Source organism: Natrinema soli, assembly GCF_028618695.1.
The window spans coordinates 1-5,372 of record NZ_JAQIVI010000578.1 but is presented as its reverse complement, the minus strand read 5'-3'; the positions used below and the strand labels follow the sequence as shown (position 1 = coordinate 5,372).

6 protein-coding genes are annotated in these 5,372 nt (G+C 64.2%); 2 read left to right on the top strand and 4 right to left on the bottom strand.

Annotated features, from left to right (window positions below; genetic code table 11):
• A partial coding sequence (locus tag PGX04_RS26930) for an SDR family NAD(P)-dependent oxidoreductase (protein WP_273741299.1) occupies nucleotides 1-629 on the top strand: 629 nt, incomplete at its 5' end.
• Nucleotides 630-729: 100 nt separating this feature from the next.
• Here the strand turns inward: PGX04_RS26930 and PGX04_RS26925 are convergent.
• The 4 genes from PGX04_RS26925 to PGX04_RS26910 all read right to left on the bottom strand — a co-directional run bounded on the left by PGX04_RS26925 (nucleotide 730) and on the right by PGX04_RS26910 (nucleotide 3,992).
• A complete protein-coding gene (locus PGX04_RS26925) occupies nucleotides 730-1,314 on the bottom strand; it encodes a hypothetical protein (protein ID WP_273741298.1) in 585 nt (194 codons plus the stop codon).
• 140 nt (nucleotides 1,315-1,454) lie between these two features.
• Entirely contained in the window at nucleotides 1,455-3,011 is a 1,557-nt protein-coding gene (locus PGX04_RS26920; RefSeq protein ID WP_273741297.1) for a sodium:solute symporter family protein, read from the bottom strand.
• On the bottom strand, nucleotides 3,011-3,151 hold the full coding sequence (locus tag PGX04_RS26915) for a hypothetical protein (RefSeq protein ID WP_273741296.1): 141 nt from the start codon (nucleotides 3,149-3,151) through the stop codon (nucleotides 3,011-3,013). The genes PGX04_RS26920 and PGX04_RS26915 overlap by 1 nt, the downstream gene beginning before the upstream one ends.
• A 79-nt stretch (nucleotides 3,152-3,230) precedes the next feature.
• Complete coding sequence (locus PGX04_RS26910; RefSeq protein ID WP_273741295.1) at nucleotides 3,231-3,992, bottom strand: IclR family transcriptional regulator; 762 nt, start codon at nucleotides 3,990-3,992, stop codon at nucleotides 3,231-3,233.
• 340 nt (nucleotides 3,993-4,332) lie between these two features.
• Between PGX04_RS26910 and PGX04_RS26905 the strand changes: the two genes are divergently transcribed.
• The coding region (locus tag PGX04_RS26905; protein WP_273741294.1) for a hydroxyacid-oxoacid transhydrogenase at nucleotides 4,333-5,372 on the top strand (1,040 nt) is incomplete at its 3' end.

The following is a 5,372-nucleotide window of genomic DNA, read 5'->3' as shown; positions in this document are numbered from 1 at the left end:
CGGCCGACCGGGCGCTTCCGGTTCGAACCGACGTGACCGACGAGTCGTCGGTCGTGGACCTGATCGACCGAACCGCGGACGCGTTCGGCGGGCTCGACGGCGTCGTCAACAATGCCGGCATCGCCGGCCCGACCGCACCCGTCACCGACGTCGACGCCGAGGAGTGGGACACGACGATGGCCGTCAACGCGAAGGGCCCCTTCCTCGTCGCGAAGCACGCCGTGTCGTTGTTGCGGGAGAGCGACCGCGCGAGTATCGTCACCATCTCGTCGATCAGCGGCAAGCGGCCGCTCGAGGACCGAACGCCGTACGCGGCCTCGAAGATGGCGGTGATCGGACTCACGCGGACGCTCGCGTTCGAACTGGGCGACGACGACGTGACGGTCAACGCCGTCTGCCCCGGTGCGACCGAGGGGGCCCGTATCGAGCGCGTCATCGAGAACCAGGCCGAGCAGCGCAACCTCTCCTATGAGGAGGCCAAACGGGAGGTGTTCACCGACGACGCGGCGCTCGGCGAACTCGTGGAGGCCGACGACGTCGCGGACACCGTCTCCTTCCTGCTGGGTCCGCAGGCGCGCCACATTACGGGCCAAGACATCAACGTCGACGCCGGGACGGCGTGGTACTGACCGCGAGCGCCGTCCGTTTCGGTCGCCCGTTCGACTCGAGGAGCCGACACGGTTCGAGCCCCTCTCCACAACGCGCGATCGATGCGCGATCACAATGGCCTCAGGCGTGCGACGCGGGAGCGGCGTACTCGTCGGCCAGCGGCGGGATGTCCTCGAGCAGTTCGACCTGTTTCGTGAGCGCACTGACGGCGTATCGGTCCTCGTCGGAGTCGGGTCCGTAGTCGACGACGTAGTAGGGCGTGTAGACCAGCTCGAGCCGGTCGAGCGAGGTTTCCGGACGCTTGACCGGCCGATACGTCCGATCGACGTAGGAGAACAGCCACTCGTCCCACTCCCGTTCGGCGTCGTCCTCGTCGTACTCGATCGGAACGACTCGCTCGTCGGGAACCTCGCGAGTCTCGATGTCGGGAAGGGTAACGTCGACCTCGCCGACGCGGCCGGTCGCCGCGTCGACCGCGGCGATGAACTTATCGTCTTTGTCGCTGCGACCGACGCGACGGAGCGTCACGGTCGTATAGGCCAGATAGTCGGGATAGTAGAGAACCGTGACGTCCGGGTCGGCGTCGTCCGACCGGCCGAGGAGGGACCGAAGCGTCGATACCAGAAACGAAGTCGGCGTCAATCGGTCCGTCCGATCGATCGCTTCGTCGGCGTTGAGCCGCGCCTCGAAACACGGGAGTTCCATTACCGGCAACAAATCGCGACGCTTACTTATACTGTTCGCTGTCCCGAGAGCGGGAAGCGCTCGAGAACGGGACGGGCGGCGCGTCTCCGAGCGAACGGAACGGCAGCGAGCCGTGAGCCGCAATTCGTCGGTCGACGGCGTCAGTCGTCGTCGACGACGCCGCCGTCGGAGAGTTCAGTCGAGCCGCGGAAGATCTCGTTACGGGTGTCGACGGGCATCGGGTCAGTGAACTGGTTGGCAATGACCGTGCTGAGACAGCTCACGAGGAAGCCGATCCCGGTCGCCGCGAACGGGTTCGCGTTGTACGGGTAGAGTCCCTCGTAAAGGCCCATCTGGGGGCCGAGGTGGATCGCGAAGTAGACCGCGAAGCCGGCGACGAAACCGACCAGCGCGGCGGTCTTCGAGGTCGATTCTCGGAGGCTCCCGATCAGGTACGGGCCGCTGTAAGCGGAGATGATACCGCCGATCCCGATCCACATGAAGATCGAGAGATACTCCGGCGGCGTCATCACCGCGGCGACCGCGACGACGGTCACGACGACCGTCCCGATCCGCGAGATCAGCAGCGCGCGCTGGCCGACCGCCTTGCTCGAGGGATCGCCGCCCTTCCACGGAACGTACGTCTTCCGGTAGAAGTCGTTGGCGAAGATCTGCGAGACAGCGATGATGAGTCCGTCGGCCGTCGAGACGATCGCGCTCAGAATCGCGACGCTGAGGAACGCGGCGACGACCGCGGGCATCGTCTCGGCGAACAACACCGGGACGATCGCGTCGGCACTCTCGACCTCGATCCCCTGTGCGGCACCGAGGACCCCGGCGAGGTACATCAGCGGCAGCACCATCCCGGCGATGCCGGCCGTGAGCATGAACTTCTTGATGTACTGCGTCCCCTTGATCGCGAAGAACTTATTCCCGAGGTGGGGCTGGGCAGTGAAACCGATGTGGGCGATAAAGAGCAGCAGGATCGCCCACCAGCTGGCGAAGGTCGGGTTGTCCGGGTTGGTGTGCGTGTCCCACTGCTGGGCCGGCTCGAGATTCGCATTGACGGCACCGATGCCGCCCTCGAGTCCCCACCCGGTCAGGACCATCGCGAAGACGAGGATGGCGATTCCGACCATGATAGCGCCTTGGACCGCATCAGTGATGATGTCGGCGTTACTGCCGCCGAAGGTGAGATACAGCAGGAGCAACCCGCCGGCGAACCAGATCCCGACCTCGTACTCGAGCCCGAGGATAGTGTCGAACATGTGTCCGGCCGCGACGATCTGTGCCATCACGTAGAACAGCAGGAACAGAGCGATGAAAGACGCCAGCAATCGAAGCGTCGGACTCCGGAAGCGGTCCCCGAGGAAGTCGGGGATCGACTGCGAACCGGCCTCGTCGCCGACCTTCTTCGTGATCCGCGCGACGAGCATCATCCCCAGATAGGCTCCGATGGGGTATATTAGCGCGTAGTAGCCGGCTTTGAATCCCATGTCGTAGGCCATCCCGGGCATCCCCATGAACGTCGAGCCGCTGGCGACCGTCGCGGCGTAGGCGAACCCGAGCGCGAGGAAGCCGAACCCGCCACGAGCGGTCGCGTAGTCGTCTTGAGATGTCGTTTTCTGCCAGCCCCAGTACCCGAGGCCGGCGATCATGACGAGGTACATCGCGAGGAAGGCCCACGAGTAGGTGACCACCGTGTCCGAGACCGCCATCAACGGTCACCTCCGTGACCGGCCAGTCGTTCACTGCTCTCTTCGATGATATCCTCCATCTTCATCACCCAGACGGCGACCGCGACGAAGTAGAGAATCGTCGTAACTAGCAGCACCTGTAACACGTTCATTGCTACCACTACAACCCAGACTCAGTTACTGACTAAATAAGTGTAACGATCTATTGCCCGGGTAGAGCGACCGCCCACCGGACTCGAGTCAGTAATCGGCCAGACTCAACTCGATCGCATTGGCCGTTCCCGTGACGATCTCCGGCAGTTCGGTCCGAAACCGTTCCCCGCGGAATCGGTTTTCCGGCCCGGAGACGACGATCGAACCGAGGAGATCGTCGCCGACGATGACCGGACTGGCGACGGCGCGAAACCCCTCGAACGTCTCGCTGTCGTTGAGCGCGTAGCCGCGCTCGCGGATCATCTCGAGTTCCGCCAGCAGTTCCTCGACGTCCGTGATGGTGTTCTCCGTCCGGTTGGGAAGCGGATGTTTCTCGACGATCTCCCTGACCCGATTCTCGGAGAGGTGGGCGAGGATCGCCTTCCCCGATGCGATATCGTGTAGCGGCACCCGCCGGCCGAGCTCACCGTAGGGTTGGACCGCGCGTTCGCCCATCGCCTTCTCGATGAAGACTCCCTTGCCGTACTCCTCGACCGTGAGCCAGACGATTTCGCCCGTCTCCTCGGCCATCTGCTCGAGAGAAGGCTTCGCGGCGTTCGCGAGTTCGAGTCGGTTCTTGGCCTGAATCCCGTAGTTGAGACACTTGAGTCCGACTCGGTAGGTCGATCCCTCCTTGATGAGGAACTCGTGTTCGACCAGCGTCGTCAGGTGGTCGTGGGCCGTACTCTTCGCGATCCCCAGGTGATCGGCGACCGCCGTGGCGCCCGCGCCCTCGAGTTCGTGGACCGCTTCGAGAACGCCGAACAGGTTCGACGCCGACTTGACGGTTCGGTTCCTATTTTCCGACATTGTATCGTGAGATGATGACTGGTGACAATAAGCGGCCCGGTCTCGCGGGGACCGAAGCAGTTATCCGGTAATTCCGAACACAAGTTCGTCCTTCGCGATTCCGACGTCCGAATTCGGCCCGATATCACACCATTGCGTTCGGGGACGCCGGACAGCTCGTTCGATACCGATATTCGATCCCGATCGCGACCGGCCGTGGTACGGCCGAAATCTACGCGTCTCTGGCATTCTATTACACTCATATATTTGTAAGACAATACGCGTTCGGGAAGGGCGGACAGTCACGTCGCGGTGGACAGATGTAGAGTTAAGTGGCGGCTCTCGCTACGACGCAACACGGATGTACGAACCAGATTCCGCCTGGGAATTCGCTATCGCGGACCAGATCAAGTTCGGTCTCGGTTCAACCGGTGAACTCGGCGACGAACTCGAGAGCCGCGCCGTCGAGCGGCTCCTGATCGTTACGGACGAACAGCTCCGCGACGCCGGGATCGTCGACGATGCCCTCGAGTCGGTTCCCGACGCCGTCGACGTGACGGTGTTCGACGGCGTCGAACCCGATCCGTCAGTCGACGTCTACGAGTCCGCGCGCGAGGCCGCCGCGGAGTGCGATCCCGACGGCGTCGTGGGGGTCGGCGGCGGTAGCTCCCTCGACGTCGCGAAGGTGACGGGGGCGATCGCCGAATCGAGTCGCGATGTCCTCGAGTACGTTGCGCCGCCGGTCGGCGGCGGCGAACCGGTTCCGGATTCCGACGTCCCAGTCTTCGCCGTCCCGACGACCGCGGGGACGGGGTCCGAGAGTTCTCCCGCGGCGGTCGTCTCGCTGCCGGATCGGAAACTAAAGGTCGGTATCTCGAGTCGTCACCTCTATCCGGAGCTGGCGGTCGTCGATCCGCTGTTGGCCGTGTCGCTCCCGCCGGCGATCACCGCCTCGTCCGGGATGGACGCGCTCACCCACGCGATCGAGGCGTACACGACCCGCCGGTTCGACGCGAAAGCCGCGCCCGGCCGCGCCGACGAGCGCGCCGATTACGGCGGCCGCACACAGTTGACCGATCTCTACGCCGAGAAGGCGATCGATCTTATCAGTGACAGCCTGCGTCAGGCCGTCAACAACGGTTCTGACGTCAAGGCGCGTCGGGACATGGCACTCGGCAGTCTCCTCGCCGGCATCGCGTTTACTAACGCCGGACTGGGGGCGACCCACGCGATGGCCTACCCGGTCGCCGGGGAGAACCACACGCCACACGGCGTCACCGTCGCGGTCTTGCTCCCATCGGTTATGCGGTACAACGCGTCGACCGCGTTCGACCGCTACGCGCGGATCGCCGATATGATGGGCGAACGCGTCGAGGACTGCGGCGATCGCGAGGCGGCCGA

Bases quoted from the DNA above. Each gene is read 5' to 3' on its own strand.
- PGX04_RS26925 (WP_273741298.1), bottom strand. From the start codon at position 1,314: ATGGAACTCCCGTGTTTCGAGGCGCGGCTCAACGCCGACGAAGCGATC.
- PGX04_RS26920 (WP_273741297.1), bottom strand. From the start codon at position 3,011: ATGGCGGTCTCGGACACGGTGGTCACCTACTCGTGGGCCTTCCTCGCG.
- PGX04_RS26910 (WP_273741295.1), bottom strand. From the start codon at position 3,992: ATGTCGGAAAATAGGAACCGAACCGTCAAGTCGGCGTCGAACCTGTTC.